Source organism: Streptomyces sp. NBC_00239, from assembly GCF_036194065.1.
In the GTDB taxonomy this organism is placed as follows: Bacteria; Actinomycetota; Actinomycetes; order Streptomycetales; family Streptomycetaceae; genus Streptomyces.
Map to the genome: position 1 here is coordinate 2,426,696 of NZ_CP108095.1, position 15,641 is coordinate 2,442,336.

Below are 15,641 nucleotides of genomic sequence, written 5' to 3' on the forward strand. Positions count from 1 at the left end.
AGCGTTACGCCCAATCTTCGTGGCCCGAGTCACACGATGGTCGGAGAAACGCCCCACTCGGCGGTACCGCGGCACCGAGCGGGCCCGCCACGTGCCCCGCTCACGCATGTGTCGCCGGACCCTCGAGAGGTCCGGCGACACCCGGTCCGCACGCGCCGCGCAGCCGCGCGGCGCACGCCGTGGCCGTGCCCGCCGCGGCCGTCAGTGCTCGCGCGGCGCCGGGACGACCCGCTCCACCTCCGGATGAACCGTCAGCAGCTGACGCATGGCGTTCTCGGCTCCCTGGGCGTCGGCGGCGGCGAGGGCCTCGACGATGCGGCCGTGATGGGCCACGGAGGCCTCGCTGGGGCGGTCGCAGGCGGTGATGGGGCTGCCGGACACCTGGAGGGCGGCCGAGACGATGCCGGAGAGGTGTTCCAGCATGCGGTTTCCGGCGACCTGGATGAGCAGGGAGTGGAATTCGTTGTCGGCGCGGGCGAAGGTGATCGCGTCGCCCTGGGCGAGCGCGTGGCCCATGATCTCCACCATGTCGGACAGCCGCTGCTGGATGTCCGGGCGGCCGTGTCCGGCGGCGAGGCGGGCGGCCAGCGGCTCGATGGTCCAGCGCAGTTCGTTGAGCTCGCGCCGCTGGTCGTCGCGCTGCGGCCCGAAGGCCCGCCACTCGATGATGTCGGGGTCGAGGAGGTTCCAGTCGGCGACCGGGCGGACCCGGGTGCCGACGTTCGGACGGGCGCTGACGAGGCCCTTGGCCTCCAGGACGCGCAGCGACTCGCGGACGACGGTGCGGGAGACCTCGAAGCGCTGGCCGATCTCCTCGGGGACGAGCGGGCGGTCCGCGCCGAGGTCACCGGAGACGATCATCTGACCGAGCTGCTGGACGAGTTGGCCGTGCAGGCCACGGCCGCGGCTGCCCGCCGCACGACGGCCCACCCGGCTCAGATCGACGTCGGCGCCGTCCCAGTGGGGCGGTCCGACGCGGTCGGTGCCGGGGGCATCCGCGTAGGGGTAGCGGTCGAGTTCGCCCGGGCCGGCGAGGCCGGAGTCGGCATGGCGGGCGGCGGTCATCATGGTGTGCGCAAGGGTACTCACGAATCCTTTGTCGGCCGCGGTTCGACGGCCCTTGAGGTCTTTGGTGAAAAGCACACGAAAGGGTGATCGGTGCCACCTGCGCAATTGACGACTTATCGTAAAGAACCGGGCGCGTTCCGGGGAGTTGTGGTCGCCAACGGGGAATCCGGCCAGTCTTCAACCCTGAACGATCACCAACGGACGCGGCTGCGAAGGCCCGTGAACCCATACGCGCACAACAGGACCGTGAGCGACAACGCCAGCGCCGTTCCCACGGGTTGGGCCAGCATCCGGATGGCGCCGAGCACCAGGCGGTCCGCCTCGTGCGGCCAGTGCGCCCACGCCAGGCTCCGCAGCCGGGCCGCCACTCCCGAGGTCTCGTAGGCCGACGGCCCGGCAAAGGCCCTGCGTACGAGGGGAACCATCAGCACGGGCACGGCGAGGACGGCGGCCAGTCCGGCGGCGGCGGAGCGGAAGACGCCGGAGGCGAGGACGCCCGCCCACGCGCACCCGACCAGCAGGCCGGCCCAACTCGCCGCCGGGGACAGCCACTCCCGGGGGACCCGGACCAGGTCGGTGTCGAACACCAGCCGCAGTGCGGCCGCGTCGGCGAGGACCGCGAGGGTCCCGATCAGCAGGGCCAGGACGGCCGAGAGCACCAGCTTGGCGGTGAGCAGCCCGAGCCGGCGGGGCACCGTCCCGCGGTCGGCGGCGAGCGCGGGGTAGCGGTACTCCTCGCCGAAGGCGAGCGCGCCGAGCAGGCCCGCCCCGAGGACCGCGGGCGGCAGCGGCAGGTACGCCGGCCAGGCCGCAGCCAGCCGCGGCTGCGGCAGGCCCCCGGAGCGCGCCGTGAACAGGGCGAGCAGCACGGAGAGCGCCACGGATACGGCCGTGACCACGGCCACGGTCCCGGTCCCCGAGGCCCGCCGCAGTTCGTAGCGGAAGGGCCGGAGCGGGCCGCCGACCCTGCGCACCGTCGAGGCGGGCCGGACCGGACCGGCCCCGGTGCGCGGGGCGCCGGATCCGGGCCGGTCCGCGGCACGTCCGTCGCCGCCGGGCCCGGGCGCCGGCGGTTCCCCCGGCACGGCGTGCCCCGCCGGGTCCGGCGCGTGGCCCCGCGCCGCGGTCTGCGCCGCCTCCGCGGCCGGGCCACCCGCGCCGCCGTCAGGGCCGGCGCCGGGGCGCGGTACGGGCAGGGGGCCCGCGTCGCCCGTCTCGTCGGCGAGCTGGTGGACGAGGACACCGTTCAGGAAGGCCGTCTCGCCGACCTCCGCGCAGCTGCTGCCGTAAACGGACAGTCGGTTGCCGCCCTCCTCGACGACCTCGACGGACCGCTGCGCGGCCCGCGCCTCCCGGCCGAGCAGCGCGGCGAGTCGCGGGGCGTGCGGGGTCCGGACCGCGACCCGGGGGCGCAGCCGGGTCCGGGCGAACTCCGTCGCCTCCTGGTCGGCGACGAGCCGCCCGCCGTCGATGACGACGACGCGGTCGGCGCTGCGGGCGGCCTCCTTCGCGTCGGCCGTGGTGAACAGGACGGCGCCGCCGAGTTCGGCGTGGCCGCGCAGCAGGCCGTGCAGCCAGCTCTGCTCGCGGGGGGCGAGGCCGGCGGTGGGCTCGTCGAGCAGCAGCGTGCACGGGTCCGCGAGCAGCGCCGCGGCCAGCCCCAGCCGCCGGTCCATGCCCGCGGACAGCGAGCCGAGCCGCTGGTCGCGCAGTCCGGCCAGGCCGACCACGTCCAGCATCTCGTCGGCCCGGGAGCCGGGGACGCCCACCGCGGCGCACAGCATCCGCAGCTGGCTGCGGACGGTCCGGGACGGATGCCCGGGCACGTCGCCCAGCAGGACCCCCACCTCGCGGGAGGGGTGGGCGATCCGGTGCAGGGGGCGGCCGCGGAAGTATGTGACGCCGCGGCCCGCATCCAGTTCGAGCATCAGCCGGAGCGCGGTGGTCTTGCCCGCACCCGGATCACCGAGCAGGGCGGTCACCCTCCCGGGCCGGGCCTCGAAGGTGAGGTCGTCCACGGCGGGCGGGAGGTCTCTGCGGGGGGCACTGGTCAGTCCGATGGCCTGGAGCATCGCTTCTCTCGCGGGGGGTGAGACCGCTCTGCGGCACGGTGAATACCACAGAAAGATAACGCGATATGTCCGATTTTTGACGTAACTTGGCCAGCCACCCGCCGAGTGTCGGTCCGTCAGACCTCGGGCCGCAGCATCGGGGGGTTCAGCACGGTGGCCCCGCCCGCCCGGAACAGCTGGGCCGGCCGGCCGCCCTGCCGGGTGGTGGTCCCGCCGGCCGGAACCAGGAACCCCGGGGTCCCGGTCACCTTCCGGTGGAAGTTGCGCGGATCGAGCGCCACGCCCCAGACCGCCTCGTACACCCTGCGCAGCTCGCCCACCGTGAACTCCGGCGGACAGAACGCGGTGGCGAGCGAGGAGTACTCGATCTTCGAGCGGGCGCGCTCCACGCCGTCGGCGAGGATCTGCGCGTGGTCGAAGGCCAGCGCTGCGGGGCCATCGGCGTCCGCGTCGAAACCGCCCTCGGCGTCCAGGAGTTCACCGACCGGTGCCCACCGGGCGCTGTTGGCGTCGCCGCCGGCCCGCGGGGCCGGCAGGTCGGGGGCGAGGACCAGGTGCGCCACGCTGACCACCCGCATCCTCGGGTCCCGCTTGGGGTCCCCGTAGGTGGCGAGCTGTTCGAGGTGCGCGCCGTTGCCCGCGCCGGGTTCGGCGGGGTCGTGGGCGCACAGGCCGGTCTCCTCGGCGAGCTCTCTGGCGGCCGCGGCCGCCAGGTCCTCCTCGCCGCGGACGAAGCCGCCGGGCAGCGCCCAGCGCCCCTGGAACGGCTGCTCGCCCCGGCGGACCACCAGCGCGCAGAGCGCGTGCCGCTGCACGGTGAGCACGACCAGATCGACGGTGACAGCGAAGGGCGGATAGGCCGACGGGTCGTAGGGCATGACGCGATCATAGTCGTCTGCCTGACGATAAACAGTCCTTTGGTGATCCCCTTCACCAGGCACCGCACGGTTTCAGACACCCAGCTGCAGCGCATCGGCGGCCTCCTCCACCATCCCGAGACCCAGCCTGCTGACGCGCACCGCGAACGGCTCCCCGGCGACCCGCAGCCCGGCGAGCCGTACGGCCCCCAGGGGTGCGCCGGCGACCGGCGCGAGGGCCACCGTCCCGGCGGGCGCATCCGGGCGGATTCCCGCCAGTGCGACGAGTACGTGGATGCCCGCCGCGGCCGCGACCGCCGCCGGGCGGCACGCCGCCGGGTGCGGCAGCGGGGCGCTCCCCGCGGTGCGCTGCGCGGCCCCGTACATCTCGGGGAGCCGGTGCCCGAAGAACTCTGCGGCGTCCATCAGCCCGCGCAGCAGGGATCCGGCCTCCTTCTCGAACCCGGCGGCGGCCAGCCCCGTCACGGCGACCGCCGTCTCGTGCACCCGCACGGCCCCGGAGCGGTGGCCGAAGGGATTGTGGCCGGGCTCCTTCGCGCCCAGGCCGCGCAGGCCCCAGCCGCAGTCCATGGCGGGGGCGCCGAGGAGTCTGGCGAGCTGTTCGGTGCGCACCCGGTCGAGGAGGCCCGGTGCGTGCCGGCCGCCGCCGAGCAGCCCGGTGTCGAGGAGGTGGGCGGCCGCCCCGCTCAGGTAGGGCAGCGGCCGGCCGTCGGGGTGCACGGCCGCCGCGGGCCGGCCGCCGGAGAGGTCGTCGGTCCAGAACGCCTCGCGGAACCGCTCGCGCTGGGCCGCCGCCCAGTCCCGAAGCTCCCGCGCCCCCGGGCGGCCGCACTCCTCCAGCAGGTCGGCGCCGAGCAGCGCGGCCCGGTGGGCGTGGGCCTGCGTCTCGCAGCGCCGCGGCCCGTCGGCCGGATCGGCGAGCAGGTCGCCGTCGGCGGTTCTGCGCAGCCAGTCCAGGCAGCGTTCGGCGGCCGGCAGCAGCGCCGCGACCTCCACTTCGGGCATCCCCCACCGTCTGGCCTCGGCGAGGACGGCGGGGAAGGCCAAGGTGGCCTCGGTGCCCGTGCAGCCCGGTGGCAGCTGGGGACCGCCGCCGCGCCGCGGGCCGGGGATCTTCCCGGTGTCCGCGCCCCGGCCGCCGGTCTGGGTACGGGCCAGGGTCCGCAGGGTCGCCGCGGCCAGTCCCGTGCCCAGGGGCAGGGCCATCCTGGCGGCCCACAGCGACTCGGCGGGGGCCAGGCCGCAGCGCCAGGGCACGCCGGCCGCGACGAAGGCGTCGGCCGGCTCCTGCGGGTCCCGGAGCAGCAGGGCGCGCAGGTCATCGAGGCTGGTGCGGAAGTAGGCCTCGACCCGGGGGTCGTCGCCCTCGGCCCGGGCCGCGGACAGGGTCCCAGTGAGCTGTCCGGCGGGGATGCGCGGGGCGCGGTCCTGTGCGGTGCGCAGCTCGATGGTGCGGGACTCTCCGGGTGCCAGCTCCAGCTCCCAGCGCAGCAGTCCCAGGGCGGCGAGCGCGTCGTCGGGTGCGGGCTCGGCCGTGGTCACGGCCTGGGCGGCGCCGCGGCTCCAGCGCAGTCCGGCAGCGTGCACGGCGGCGGGCAGTTCCGGCCCGGCGCGGCCGGCGGCCACCGCGCCGAGTTCGGCGAGATCGGTGCCGAGGGAGATCTCGACGGGCAGCCGCAGTCTGCGGCTCGCGTGGCTGCGCAGGGTGATGCGCTCGGTGCCGTCGGCGTGCCGGACCCGGTCCACGGTGATGTCGGGGTCGGGTCCCGGGTCGGCTCCGCTGCGGACGATGGCGGTGAATCCGGCCCGGTCGGCGCCGAGGCTTCGGCCCTGCACCGCGACGGGGTCCCGCCCGGCGACCCGCAGCAGGCAGCGCGAGAGCAGTCTGCGGCCGGACCGGTAGATCCCGTCGAGTCCGCGCCCGGTGAGCTGTCCGTGCTCGGGCGAGATGGCGAGGCAGGGTGCCGCGACGCAGATGAGCGCCGCGTGCACGGGCGGGAGTTCGGCGGCGGGTTTGCGGGGCGGGCCGCCGCGCGGGGTGGGTCCGTGGCCGCCGGGAGGCGGCCCCGAGGAGGGTCTGCGGGCGGGGGGAACAGGGTGGGGCATGCGTCGCCTTGTCTGCGCTCCGGACGGTTCGGCTGGGCGGCGGCGCGGCAGGGCCCCCTGCACCACAAAGCTGAACGCGTCCGCGGCGGGCGGGGTCACGGCCCGGACGCGGACCCGGTGCCGGGTCATTCCCCGCTCCCGGCGGTGCGCTGCCGCGGGATGCGGCCGGAGCGGGGCTGTCGGCCGGCCGGTGCGCCTGTCCCCGGACGGGTCCGCGGCCCCGCCTTCGCGGCGCCGCCCGGGCGCCTGTGGGGCGGCGGGGCGGCGTGCGGCTGCTCGCGACGGCGGCGCTCCTCGCGCAGACACTCCCGCAGGGTCTCGGGGTCGAGTTCCGCGTTGCAGGCGTGGTGCAGCAGCTCGGCGAAGCGGTAGTCGGGATCGGCCCGCAGGGCCAACGAGAGGGCGATCCGGGCGTACGGTTCGTCACCCGTCGACCAGGCCACCCAGCCGACCAGGCTGAGCGGGGCCGCGGCGTGCTCCTCGTACCCCTCCACGCAGCGCCGGGCGAGGGCCCGCCACAGCCGCAGTGCGGGCAGCGCCTCGGGGCCCTCCATCCATTCGGCGGCGATGTCGCGGATCTCGCGGTCCTGGAGCCCGAGGACGAGCGCGGCGGCCTCCGCGTCCTCGACGAGTGCGTCGTCCCAGTCGTCGGAGGCGGGTCCGCCGTCGGCGGGCGGCGCCTGCGCGAAGCGCGTCAGCACCTTGCCCGCGAGGGCGATCGTCTCGGCTCCCACCTGGGTCCGGGTGACGCCGTCCAGCATGCGGGGCACCAGCTCCGCGGCGGCCCGGTCCAGGGCGTGTCCCTGGGCCGTCGCGGCGGCGCCCCGCAGCGGTGCCAGCCGGCCCTCCAGCTCGCGCAGGGAGCCGCGCACCCGGATGCCGGCGTAGGTGGCGGCCGCGGCCATCACGGAGGTGCCGGGCATGGCCAGGGGCCTGCCCTCGGGCGGGCAGCAGCGCCGGTCGGGGCAGCAGTAGGACCAGTACGCGCCGCCCGAGATGCACAGCGCTTCGAGCACGGGCACGTCGAGGGCTCCGCAGGCGATCCGGACCTGCTGCGCGAGGGGCCGCAGCCGCTCCATCACCTGCTGTCCGCTCTCGTCGGGGCCCGGTTCCCGGCAGAGGAACACGACGATGCCGTCGGGGCGTCCGCCGCGGCGGACGCTGCCTCCCACGAGGCAGTCGGCCACCTGCGCGGCGAGCTCCTCCCACTCCCCCGGCGTGCGGGGGATTCCGACGCGCAGCCGACCGCCGAACCGGCCGCCGGGCCCGTGCACGGCGACCATCACGAGCGAATCGCTCGGATGGAATCCGACCATGTAGGGCAGGGCGTCCGCGAGCTCGCCGGGGCTGCGCAGGGTGATCTGTTCGGCGGAGCGGGGCCCCGCACATTCGTGGTTCTGAGTCATGGGCCGACGGTCCCGCGGACGGGCACTCCGGCGAAACCCCTGTGGATAAAGTTATCCACAGGCTGGTGGGCCCATTCGCGCGATGTCAGGGGCATCGGGTTGCATGGGGGCATGAACGCAGACCTCAGGGCCACGGCCGATTCCGTACTCGCCCGCCTCGTCGGAGATTCCACGGGCGCCGCCCGGCTGCGCGAGGACCAGTGGCGGGCGATCGAAGCCCTCGTCGCGGACAAGCGCCGGGCACTCGTCGTACAGCGCACCGGGTGGGGCAAGTCGGCGGTGTACTTCGTCGCCACCTCGCTCCTGCGCGCGGCGGGCAGCGGGCCCACGGTGATCGTGTCCCCCCTGCTCGCGCTGATGCGCAATCAGGTGGAGGCGGCGGCGCGGGCCGGCATCCGCGCCCGGACCATCAACTCCTCGAATCCGGAGGAGTGGGAGTCGATCCAGGCGGAGGTCGCCGCCGGCGAGGTGGACGTCCTGCTGGTGAGCCCCGAGCGGCTCAACAATCCGGAGTTCCGCGACCAGGTGCTGCCGAAGCTGGCCGCCGCCACCGGGCTGCTGGTCGTCGACGAGGCGCACTGCATCTCCGACTGGGGGCACGACTTCCGCCCCGACTACCGGCGGTTGCGCACGATGCTCGCCGATCTGCCGCCGGGCGTGCCCGTCCTGGCGACGACGGCCACGGCCAACGCCCGCGTCACGTCCGACGTCGCGGAGCAGCTGGGCACGGGGGCCGGGACGGACGCGCTGGTGCTGCGCGGGCCGCTGGACCGCGAGAGCCTGAGCCTTGCCGTGCTGCCGCTGCCCGATGCGGCACACCGGCTGGCGTGGCTCGCCGACCACTTGGACGAGCTCCCCGGGTCGGGGATCGTCTACACCCTGACGGTGGCCGCCGCCGAGGAGGTGACGACCTATCTGCGGCACCGGGGCCACACGGTCGCCTCGTACACGGGCAAGACGGAGAACGCGGACCGCATGCAGGCGGAGGAGGACCTCCAGGCCAACCGGGTCAAGGCGCTGATCGCGACGTCCGCGCTGGGCATGGGCTTCGACAAGCCCGACCTCGGGTTCGTGGTGCACCTGGGCTCGCCGTCCTCCCCGATCGCCTACTACCAGCAGGTCGGCCGCGCCGGCCGCGGCGTCGAGCACGCCGAGGTGCTGCTGCTGCCCGGCCGCGAGGACGAGGCGATCTGGCAGTACTTCGCATCGGTCGCCTTCCCGCCCGAGGAGTTGGTCCGCCGGACGCTGGACGTACTGGCCCGGGCGGACCGGCCGATGTCGCTGCCCGCGCTCGAACCGCTCGTCGACCTGCGGCGCACCCGGCTGGAGGCAATGCTCAAGGTGCTGGACGTCGACGGGGCTGTGCACCGGGTCAAGGGCGGGTGGACGGCCACCGGCGAGCCCTGGGTGTACGACGCGGAGCGGTACGCCTGGGTGGCCCGGCAACGGGCCGCCGAACAGCAGGCGATGCGGGACTACGCGTCGACCACCGGCTGCCGGATGGAGTTCCTGCGCCGCCAGCTCGACGACGAGGGCGCCGCGCCCTGCGGGCGCTGCGACAACTGCGCGGGCGCCCGGTACACGGCCCAGGTGTCCGCCGGCGCCCTGGACAACGCGCGTGGCGAGCTGGGCAGGCCGGGCGTGGAGCTGGAGCCGCGCCGGATGTGGCCCACCGGGCTGGCCGCGGTCGGAGTGGACCTCAAGGGCCGGATCCCCGCGGGCGAACAGGCCGCCACGGGGCGGGCGCTGGGCCGGCTGTCGGACATCGGGTGGGGCAACCGGCTCCGTCCGCTGCTCGCCCCTCAGGCCCCCGACCAGCCGATTCCGGACGATGTCGCGCAGGCTGTGGTGGAGGTCCTCGCCGACTGGGCTCGGGGGCCCGGTGGTTGGGCCTCGGGTGCGGCCGACGCCCCGGCCCGCCCGGTGGGCGTCGTCGCGGTGCCCTCGCGGACCCGGCCGGTGCTGATCGGCTCGCTCGCCGCGCGGATCGCGGAGATCGGCCGCATGCCGCTGCTGGGCAGCCTCGCGTACGCGGCGGACGTGCCGGGCTACGGGCTGCCCTCGTCCAACAGCGCCCAGCGGGTCCGGGCGCTGCACGAGGTGCTGTCGGTGCCCCCGGAGCTTGCCGAGGCGCTCGCGCAGGCCTCGGGTCCGGTGCTTCTGGTCGACGACCGGTCGGAAAGCGGCTGGACCCTCGCGGTGGCCGCGCGGCTGCTGCGCACGTCGGGAGCAAAGGCGGTGTTTCCGCTGGTCCTTGCGGTCCAGCCGTAGCCGGATGCGTCGGACCCGGTGTGGCGGGGCAAGGATTATGAAACACATACCGGCCGAATCCGGTCGGTCGAGTCAATTGCTCGTTGCCGCGCGCTGACGGGCCACGCAAGAATTGGGGTGCTCCCGCACGGCTCGTCGGCACTGCCACTGCCGCGCCGCGGCGCGCCGTCACTCAGCCGTGCCCGTCACCGGGCGTGCAGCCGAAGGGAGAACCGTGACCTTCGGATTCGCTCCGTCCTCAGCGGCCTCGATACCCGGGTCCGCCAGTGCCGCCAGCCGTCACGGGCGGCTACTGGAACCCGCGGAATGGGCGTCCGCGGGCATCCCGCTGCTGACCAATCCGCGCGAGGTCGTCAGCGGTCTGCACGCCCGCCACACCCCGGGGCCCGCGACGGCCGTGATCGCCGTGCTCGACCCCGACGAACGCCTGGTCGCCAGCGCCTCGTTCACCCAGCGGACGCTGTCCGCGGACGGCTGGGAGTACCGCAACGCGCTGCTGTCGCGGCTGCGCCGGGTGCTCCCGCACGATCTGCGCCGGCGCACCCCGGTGCGGACCGCGGTGCTGCTCTACTGCCGTGAGGGCGATGAACGGTGGACCGAGGAGGACGGCGCCTGGATGTGGGGGCTGCGCGACGCCTGCACCCTGCACGGGCTGCGCTGCGGCGCGTACATCACGCTGACCCAGGGCGGCTGGCAGGTCCTCGGCGAGGGCCGGGGCGGCCGTCAGCCTGGCTTCGGATCGGCGCCGGTGCGCCTGGGCGACACCGCTCTCGACGCCGCGTCGCTCACCCCGCGGACCGGCGGCGGGGCTGCGGAGGCGCTGCGCCGCACGGCGGCGCGCTGACGCGAGGCCGCAGCCGGACGTCGAGCGCCCGGCCGTAACCGGGCGGTCCCGCCACGAGGGCGCGGCGGGACCACAGAGCGTCAGACGCTCGCGCCCAGCACGGAGTTGATCTGCTGCGCGTCGCCGCACACGATCAGCAGCGCGGCCGCCCGGCCCAGGGCCGACGGCAGCGTACGGGCGATCGCGTCGGGCGTACCGCCGTTCGCCGCGAAGACCACGACCGGACGGGCGCCGGCCCGCGCGGCGTGCGCCGCGTCGGCGTAGAACACGTCGTCCCGGGCGTCGTGCTGGGCCCAGTAGGACTCCTCGCCGAAGGACAGCTCGTGCGCGGCCCACGGGTGGGGTTCACCAGTGGTCAGCACCAGGATGTCGCCGGGCGCCCGACCGGTTTCGAGCAGCAGGTCGACGGCCTCCTCGGCGGCGTCCAGCGCGCCCTCGGCCGAGGCCGGGATCAGCTGGATCTGCGGCACCGCGGTCGAGACCGAGGGCGCGGAGGGAGCGGCGGGTCCGGTGGCCGGCTGGCCCTGCGGCGCGCGCTGCGCGGGCGGGGCGGGCCGGGCGGGACCGGGGCGTCCGGGCCGCGGGACGGCGGCGGGACGCGGACCAGGGACAGGGCGTGGGGTCTGCGCGACCCGGCCGGGGGCCGGAGTGACGCGGGGACCCTGGGCACTCTCGTGAATCTGAGGCTCCTCGGGGATGAGAGGCATGAGTGGATGTGTGTCAAACGCCAGTACGAGTCATACCAGCGGGTGGTGCGTGTGCGCGATCAGAAATCGAAGCCGAGCTGGCCTCCGTTTTCCAGTTCCAGCGATTCCTCGCTCCTGCGGATCTTCTTCAGGTGCCGCCACTGGGGCAGACCGTCGAGATAGGCCCAGGAGAGCCGGTGATAGGGGGTGGGACCCCGCTCTTCCAGCGCCGCGCGGTGCACCGGCGAGGGATAGCCGGCGTTGTCCGCGAAAGCGAAGTCTTCAATTCCGGGGCCGAGTTCGGCCATCATCCGGTCGCGCCGGACCTTGGCGATCACGGAGGCCGCGGCCACGGCGATGCAGGACTGGTCGCCCTTGATGACCGTCCGCACCTGCCAGGGCGCGCCGAGGTAGTCGTGCTTGCCGTCCAGGATCACCGCATCGGGCCGCACCGGCAGCAGCGCCAGGGCGCGGACGGCGGCGAGCCGCAGTGCGGCCGTCATGCCGAGCTCGTCGATCTCCTCGGGAGAGGCGTGGCCCAGGCCGTACGCCGTGACCCATTGCTCCAGGATCACGGCGAGCGCGTCACGCCGCTTGACGGTGAGGAGTTTGGAGTCGGTGAGTCCTTCGGGAGGGCGACGCAGGCCGGTGATCGCCGCGCATACGGTGACGGGACCGGCCCAGGCCCCTCGTCCGACCTCGTCGACCCCGGCGATGATCTTGGCGCCGGTGGTTGCGCGGAGGGAGCGCTCGACGGTGTGAGTGGGTGCTTCGTACGGCATGGCGCCAGCAAGGGTACGCCGCTCCGTGCCACCCGCGACACCCCGGGCGGCACCCCTCTCGCGGACTGGGCGCGACCGGATCACCCGGACTGTCCCGCTCCGCTCGGCGAGGCCACCAGCCTTCGCTTGCGCACACCTCTGAATACACCTGCACACACGCCAAACACCACCGAAAAGCACCTTAAAACGAACGAAATTCCACAAACGAAAGAAAGTCGTCCAACTCAAGCATCACTTTCGCGAACGCCGGCCGAGACGCCCTGGCTCCCGGCCGGCGAAGGCCACGAAAGCGGCGACTTCGTCACAGTCCGCCGGACCGGACCCCGTCCGGAACCCACTCCGGCAGCGGCTCCGTCCGGTCCAGCCAGGCGGCCGGCATCGAGGCGGTGCCGCGCCCGCCCAGCACCCCGCCGACGATCGCGCAGGTCGTGTCCACGTCTCCGCCGACCTGTGCGGTGGTCCAGAACGCCTGCTCGAAGTCGCCGAGGCGGCGCGCGGCCGACCACAGGGCGAACGGCACGGTGTCGTGGGCGCTGGTGCGCCGCCCGCAGCCGAGCACCGCCGCCACCGTCGTGGCGTCGTCGTAGTCGAGCATGTCGCGGGCCCGCCGCAGGCCGGCGGCGACCGTGCTGCGCGGCACCAGCGCGACCACGCCGTCCAGCAGGGCCGTCGGGGTGGGCGGTCCCGCCGGGTCGGCGGCCAGCGCGGCGGCCGCGGCCACCGCCATGGCGCCGCAGACGGCTTCGCGGTGCTGGTGCGTCGGGTACGCGGAGATCTCGGCCTGGTGGGTGGCCTGTTCCGGGTCATCGGCGTACCAGGCCCCGAGCGGCGCGATCCGCATCGCGGCGCCGTTGCCCCACGATCCCTGGCCGTTGAACAGGGCGGCGGACAGCACTCGCCAGTCCTCGCCCTCCCGGATGAGCCGGAGCATCCGGTTCACCGCGGGGCCGTAGCCGCGGTCGAAGTCGTGGTGGTCGGCGAAGGAGGCGGCCAGGGCGTCCTGGTCGATACGGCCGTGGGCGGCGAGCACGCCGACGACCGAGCAGGCCATCTCGGTGTCGTCGGTCCACTGCCAGGGGCCTTCGGGCAGCTCGCGCCGTTTGAGCAGCGGGTAGTGCGCGGGGACGAAGAACTGGGAGCCCAGGGCGTCACCCACCGCCAGTCCGCGCAGGCTGGCCAGGGCGCGTGCGAAGCGCCGGTCGGGAGAGGAGTCAGGGGTCATCGCGGGCCACTCTAGCCGTCCAGGTCATAAGGCTCGGGTGTGGTCCACCGCTCGAAGGGACGGTCGAGCCGGTACCGGCCGTCCTCTCCGAGGACCAGTATCCGGAAGTCGCCGTTCCCGGGGTTCGACAGGCACTCGAAGTCGGCCACCGACCAGTGGAACCAGCGCATGCAGAACAGCCGCATGGTCAGTCCGTGCGTGACCAGCAGGACGTTCGGCGGATGGTCCGGCGCCTCGAAACTGCGGTACAGGCTCTCCAGGAAGGCGCCCACCCGGTCGTACACGTCCGCCCCGGACTCGCCCTGCGCGAAGCGGTAGAAGAAGTGCCCGTACGCGTCCCGGTACGCCTTCTGCAGCCGTACGTCGTCACGGTCCTGCCAGTTGCCCCAGTCCTGCTCGCGCAGCCTCGGCTCCTCGCGCACCCGGACCCGGGAGGGATCCAGCCGCAGCGCCCGGAAGGTCTCCAGGGTGCGCCGGTACGGGGAGACGTAAGCGCTGACCGGCTCGTCGCCGAAGACGGCGCGCAGCCTGTCCCCCGCGGCCACCGCCTGGGCGCGGCCGGTCACGGTGAGTCTCAGGGCGTGGTCCGGCTCCCTCTCGTACACCGTGTCATCGGCATTGCCCTCCGATTCCCCGTGCCGGAGGAGGACGATGCGCCGCGGTCGTGCCATGGTCCGACCCTAGAACGGACCGCGCCCGTTCGAGCGGATTCACAGGGCCGAACGGAGGAGCGGCGGGCGGGACGGGCGGTCCGCGCGCCCGCTCACGCGCCCGCCGGACGCGGCGTCGGCCGCGGTGGCGGCGTCACACGGTCCAGGCGCGCTCCAGGTCGATGACGTCGCCGGTGAGCGCCTCGATGTCGGCTTCCGTCTGGGCGCGCAGCGAGAGCCGCTCGATCCGTTCCTCCCGGTACTTGCCGTGCTCGGCCTCCGAGTCCCACATGGACAGGACGAGGAACTCCCGCCCGGGAGCCTCGCCGAACAGTCCGCGCAGCATCCCGGGCGAGCCGGCCATCGCCGGGTTCCACACCTTCTCCTGCATGAGGGCGAAGTGCTCGAGCCGCCCCTCGCGCACCTTGCAGTGCGCGACGCGCAGCACGTCCGCGTCGCTGAACTGCGGCGCGAAGCCGGTCTTCACGTCGAAGCGGTGGTCGAAGAGCGTGACCCGCGCGTTGGTGAAGGTGCCGTGCTGCGAGGCCGCCAGCCGGTCGTGGGAGCGCGCCATGAAGGAGTCGTAGAACGACCGGCTCTCCCAGAAGGCGAAGACGTGCGCGACCCCCTGCCGGCCCCGGCTCCAGCCGCCGCCCTGCCCCCGGAACCCCGGTTCGCCCGGCAGCCCTGCCCACTTCCGCTGCCCGCGCTCGAACCCCCGGCGGTCCACCACCGTGCAGCGAATCCACTTGACCAGCACCGCGCCATCGTACGGGGATCAGCGCGGCAGCGGTCAGACTCCGGGCCAGTAGGTGCGAAGCAGTTGCGCTGCGTCCTCTTCCGGGAGCTCGATTCCGAACTCCCGGTCGAGCAGCCCGATCACATCATCGGATGCAACGCGGTTCCGCTCGGCTTCCCACCCGGGCAGGAAGCGGACCACCGAGTCCTCCAGCAGCGCCAGGCGGTGGTCCGGCGCCGACCGCATGGCCACGACCCGGCCGGTGAAGAAGGAGTCGGGGTGCGTGGAGCTGTAGTGGTTCATGACCTCGAAGTCGACCGGGTGGAGACGCTGCGGAGCGAAGGCGTACAGGTCCAGCCAGCCCGTCTCGTCGCGGAGCGAGCGCAGCACGAGGCGCCCCCCGTCCTCCTCGGCGACGGCGTACGTCCACACGCCCTGGTGGACCTCGGTGCCCGGCTCCAGCGGCACCGGCTCCAGCGGCCCCTGCGCACCGAATCCCGCGTCGACCAGCCAGGGCCGGCCGGCGACGGTGACCACGAGGACGGCGTGGGTCACCGGCGTCAGAGCGCCCCCGCGGGTGCGGTTGCGGGCGCCGCGGCCGGCCACCTCGAAGCCGACCCGCTCCAGGGCTGCGGCGAGCAGCGAGTTCTGTTCGTAGCAGTAGCCGCCGCGGCGACGGCGGACGATCTTGTCCTGGAGGCTCTTGACGTCGAGGGAGATCCTCCGGCCGAGGGCGACGTCCAGGTTCTCGAAGGGGATGGACCGGGTGTGGCAGCGGTGTATCTCCTGCAACGTCCCCAGGTCCGGCCGGAGTTCCCCGGCGTAACCGATCCGCGTCAGATAGGCGTCGAGATCGAGTGCCTCAGCGTTCCACATGTGTCCCCCGTACGGATGTCGTGGGCGGGGTCTACGGCCCG

The 15,641-nt window shown here is 74.4% G+C and carries 13 protein-coding genes; 2 read left to right on the forward strand and 11 right to left on the reverse strand.

The window, feature by feature from the left end; genetic code table 11:
- Nucleotides 1-201 precede the first annotated feature (201 nt).
- The 5 genes from OG764_RS10570 to OG764_RS10590 form a co-directional block, all read right to left on the reverse strand.
- Nucleotides 202-1,089: a FadR/GntR family transcriptional regulator gene (locus OG764_RS10570; protein WP_328968171.1), complete on the reverse strand. Its 888-nt coding sequence runs from the start codon at nt 1,087-1,089 to the stop codon at nt 202-204.
- 170 nt (nt 1,090-1,259) lie between these two features.
- Entirely contained in the window at nt 1,260-3,140 is a 1,881-nt protein-coding gene (locus OG764_RS10575) for an ABC transporter ATP-binding protein (RefSeq protein ID WP_328968172.1), read from the reverse strand.
- A gap of 116 nt (nt 3,141-3,256) precedes the next feature.
- Nucleotides 3,257-4,018, reverse strand: coding sequence for an NUDIX hydrolase (locus OG764_RS10580; protein ID WP_328968173.1), 762 nt, complete (start codon nt 4,016-4,018; stop codon nt 3,257-3,259).
- Nucleotides 4,019-4,090: 72 nt separating this feature from the next.
- A complete protein-coding gene (locus OG764_RS10585) occupies nt 4,091-6,124 on the reverse strand; it encodes a glycogen debranching N-terminal domain-containing protein (RefSeq protein ID WP_328968174.1) in 2,034 nt (677 codons plus the stop codon).
- A gap of 125 nt (nt 6,125-6,249) precedes the next feature.
- Nucleotides 6,250-7,530, reverse strand: a complete 1,281-nt coding sequence (locus OG764_RS10590) for a DUF4192 domain-containing protein (RefSeq protein ID WP_328968175.1) — start codon at nt 7,528-7,530, stop codon at nt 6,250-6,252.
- 111 nt (nt 7,531-7,641) lie between these two features.
- On the opposite strand from OG764_RS10590, the gene OG764_RS10595 reads away from it, so the two are divergent.
- Together OG764_RS10595 and OG764_RS10600 are read left to right on the forward strand one after the other, a co-directional pair.
- Entirely contained in the window at nt 7,642-9,801 is a 2,160-nt protein-coding gene (locus OG764_RS10595; protein ID WP_328968176.1) for a RecQ family ATP-dependent DNA helicase, read from the forward strand.
- Between the two features lie 214 nt (nt 9,802-10,015).
- Nucleotides 10,016-10,645: a hypothetical protein gene (locus OG764_RS10600; protein ID WP_328968177.1), complete on the forward strand. Its 630-nt coding sequence runs from the start codon at nt 10,016-10,018 to the stop codon at nt 10,643-10,645.
- 80 nt (nt 10,646-10,725) lie between these two features.
- Here the strand turns inward: OG764_RS10600 and OG764_RS10605 are convergent, their stop codons facing one another.
- From OG764_RS10605 to OG764_RS10630, 6 genes are all read right to left on the reverse strand, one after another.
- Entirely contained in the window at nt 10,726-11,352 is a 627-nt protein-coding gene (locus OG764_RS10605; protein ID WP_328968178.1) for a hypothetical protein, read from the reverse strand.
- A 59-nt stretch (nt 11,353-11,411) separates the two neighbouring features.
- The gene (locus OG764_RS10610; RefSeq protein WP_328968179.1) at nt 11,412-12,113 is read right to left on the reverse strand and encodes a ribonuclease HII; all 702 of its coding nucleotides are present in this window, start codon (nt 12,111-12,113) and stop codon (nt 11,412-11,414) included.
- A gap of 301 nt (nt 12,114-12,414) precedes the next feature.
- Nucleotides 12,415-13,335: an ADP-ribosylglycohydrolase family protein gene (locus OG764_RS10615; RefSeq protein ID WP_328968180.1), complete on the reverse strand. Its 921-nt coding sequence runs from the start codon at nt 13,333-13,335 to the stop codon at nt 12,415-12,417.
- An 11-nt stretch (nt 13,336-13,346) separates the two neighbouring features.
- Nucleotides 13,347-14,006 (reverse strand): histidine phosphatase family protein, encoded by a 660-nt coding sequence (locus OG764_RS10620; protein WP_328968181.1) that lies wholly within the window; start codon nt 14,004-14,006, stop codon nt 13,347-13,349.
- A 133-nt stretch (nt 14,007-14,139) separates the two neighbouring features.
- On the reverse strand, nt 14,140-14,745 hold the full coding sequence (locus tag OG764_RS10625) for a YdbC family protein (protein ID WP_328968182.1): 606 nt from the start codon (nt 14,743-14,745) through the stop codon (nt 14,140-14,142).
- A gap of 33 nt (nt 14,746-14,778) precedes the next feature.
- Nucleotides 14,779-15,600 carry an arylamine N-acetyltransferase family protein gene (locus tag OG764_RS10630; RefSeq protein WP_328968183.1) on the reverse strand — a complete coding sequence of 274 codons (822 nt, stop codon included), beginning with the start codon at nt 15,598-15,600 and terminating at the stop codon, nt 14,779-14,781.
- Between the last annotated feature and the right edge of the window lie 41 nt (nt 15,601-15,641).

Coding starts and splice junctions, on each gene's coding strand:
- OG764_RS10605 (WP_328968178.1), bottom strand. CDS start 11,352: ATGCCTCTCATCCCCGAGGAGCCTCAGATTCACGAGAGTGCCCAGGGT.
- OG764_RS10630 (WP_328968183.1), bottom strand. CDS start 15,600: ATGTGGAACGCTGAGGCACTCGATCTCGACGCCTATCTGACGCGGATC.
- OG764_RS10585 (WP_328968174.1), bottom strand. CDS start 6,124: ATGCCCCACCCTGTTCCCCCCGCCCGCAGACCCTCCTCGGGGCCGCCT.
- OG764_RS10580 (WP_328968173.1), bottom strand. CDS start 4,018: ATGCCCTACGACCCGTCGGCCTATCCGCCCTTCGCTGTCACCGTCGAT.
- OG764_RS10590 (WP_328968175.1), bottom strand. CDS start 7,530: ATGACTCAGAACCACGAATGTGCGGGGCCCCGCTCCGCCGAACAGATC.
- OG764_RS10595 (WP_328968176.1), top strand. CDS start 7,642: ATGAACGCAGACCTCAGGGCCACGGCCGATTCCGTACTCGCCCGCCTC.
- OG764_RS10620 (WP_328968181.1), bottom strand. CDS start 14,006: ATGGCACGACCGCGGCGCATCGTCCTCCTCCGGCACGGGGAATCGGAG.
- OG764_RS10610 (WP_328968179.1), bottom strand. CDS start 12,113: ATGCCGTACGAAGCACCCACTCACACCGTCGAGCGCTCCCTCCGCGCA.
- OG764_RS10615 (WP_328968180.1), bottom strand. CDS start 13,335: ATGACCCCTGACTCCTCTCCCGACCGGCGCTTCGCACGCGCCCTGGCC.
- OG764_RS10575 (WP_328968172.1), bottom strand. CDS start 3,140: ATGCTCCAGGCCATCGGACTGACCAGTGCCCCCCGCAGAGACCTCCCG.